1 protein-coding gene is annotated in these 2,015 nt (G+C 41.8%); it reads left to right on the forward strand.

Annotated elements, in window-relative coordinates:
• Positions 1-370: 370 nt before the first annotated feature.
• Entirely contained in the window at positions 371-1,996 is a 1,626-nt protein-coding gene (locus tag F6K52_RS35735) for an IS1634 family transposase (protein ID WP_293089858.1), read from the forward strand.
• The last annotated feature ends 19 nt before the right edge of the window (positions 1,997-2,015 follow it).

Consider the following 2,015-nt stretch of genomic DNA (forward strand, 5'->3'; position numbering starts at 1 on the left):
CCCACATTCCGCAGGTGCGATCACATAATGTTGTATTTTTGACTGAAGTCCTCCCGTTCATTTGTACTACTATACTAGTTAAAGTCTATCCCCATAAGGGATATAATGATTGAACCCAAAAATTGTGTACCAATGTTGCTTCAAGCTTGAAGGATGTCAGCAATTGGAATATAATCCAACTCTAGGCACTGGTCGCATTTGTATTTGGGAACCAAATCGCCCAAGTGCCCTTGAGAAAGAGCGTTGTGAGCATTCTCAATTCCCGAGGTACCCAGAGCGCTTGGGAGTACTGGCAAGCCTAGGAAGGCCACAGAGCTTGGGATTGAGGTTTTGAGTAGTTCAGACTGTGGGGGAACTGCAGTTTTGAAGCATGAGTGTTTCAGGATCACAAATCAAAGTACAAGATATCGATCACTTGGGCATAGTCGCAGGGATTGTTGATGAAATGGGCTTGGTTGAGGAGATTAACCAACTGCTCGGAACTCATCCCCAAGAAATAATTAGCGTAGGTCAAGTGGTCAAAGCAATGATTATCAACGGCTTAGGCTTTGTCAGTGCGCCACTATATCTATTTCATAAGTTTTTTGAAGGGATTGCAACGGAACATTTATTGGGAGAGGGAATACAACCAGAACACTTGAATGATGACCGCTTGGGCAGAGTGTTAGACAAACTATATGATGCTGGATTAACGGAAATTTTCATCCGAGTTGCACTATCCGCCGCCAGTAAATTTGGAGTTAAAATGGACAGTTTCCACTTGGATTCTAGTTCATTTCACGTACATGGGGATTATGGGATAGATGCATCAGATGAAGCATCAGCCGAATCAGGATTAATTACAATTACATATGGTTATTCTAGAGATCACCGACCAGATTTAAAACAATTTATCCTCGACTTGATGTGCAGTGGAGATGGAGATATACCCTTATATTTAAGAGTTGCAGATGGCAATGAAGTCGATTCAGCCATGTTTGGAAAACTGATCGCTGACTTCCACAAACAATGGCAAATAGACGGTTTATTTGTTGCCGATGCAGCCCTTTATACTGAAGAAAATTTGCAGATGATGGTCTCCTTAAGATGGGTAACGAGAGTTCCTGGTACCCTAACTGCTGCCAAAGAACTGTTAGAAAATACTAGTATTGATGCCTTTGTAGCAAGTACAATACCAGGATATCGTATTGCCCCATATTGTAATAATTATGGTGGTGTGCGACAACGGTGGCTAGTGGTAGAAAGTGAAGCCCGTAAAGAATCTGACTTAAAAAAACTGGAAAAACGTCTAGCCAAAAAATTTACTCAGGCACAATCCCAACTGCGAAAATTGTGCCAACAAAAATTTGCATGTGCCAAAGATGCACTCACAGCCACCAAACTACTTGAGAGTCAGTTACCATTTCATCAACTGGCAAATATTGAAGTTATTGAACATGCTCAACATCGGGGACGTGGTAGACCTCGCCAGGATTCTAAACCTACCCGAATCTTCCAGATTAAAGCTGAAATTATACCCAAAGAAACGGCAATTACTCTTGAAACAGAACGGGCTGGCCGGTTTATTCTTGCCACCAATGTTCTTGATGCCTCCGAACTTAGCGACGAACAGGTTTTGCGTGAATATAAGGCACAACAATCTACAGAACGTGGTTTTCGGTTTCTCAAAGATCCATTGTTTTTTACTTCCACTGTTTTTCTAAATTCTTCGAAAAGAGTTGCGGCTTTAGCAATGGTTATGGGTTTGTGCTTGCTGGTTTACAGCTTGGGTCAGAGAACATTGCGTCAATCCTTAGAGCGAGCATCCCAAACAATCCAAAATCAGTTAGGTAAACCAACTGCCACTCCTACTTTGCGTTGGGTTTTTCAATGTTTTATGTCAATTCATTTATTAACTTACGCCTCCTTGAAACAGATTTCTAACCTCAGTGAGGAACGGTGTTGGATTCTAAAGTTCTTTGGTGCTCCTTGTCGTAAATATTATCTCCTTTGCTGATGAACCTGCGGAATGTGGG

It is taken from the genome of Moorena sp. SIO3H5, from assembly GCF_010692395.1.
GTDB lineage: Bacteria > Cyanobacteriota > Cyanobacteriia > Cyanobacteriales > Coleofasciculaceae > Moorena.

Excerpts from the sequence above, each read along its gene's own strand:
- F6K52_RS35735 (WP_293089858.1), top strand. The coding sequence starts at position 371 with ATGAGTGTTTCAGGATCACAAATCAAAGTACAAGATATCGATCACTTG.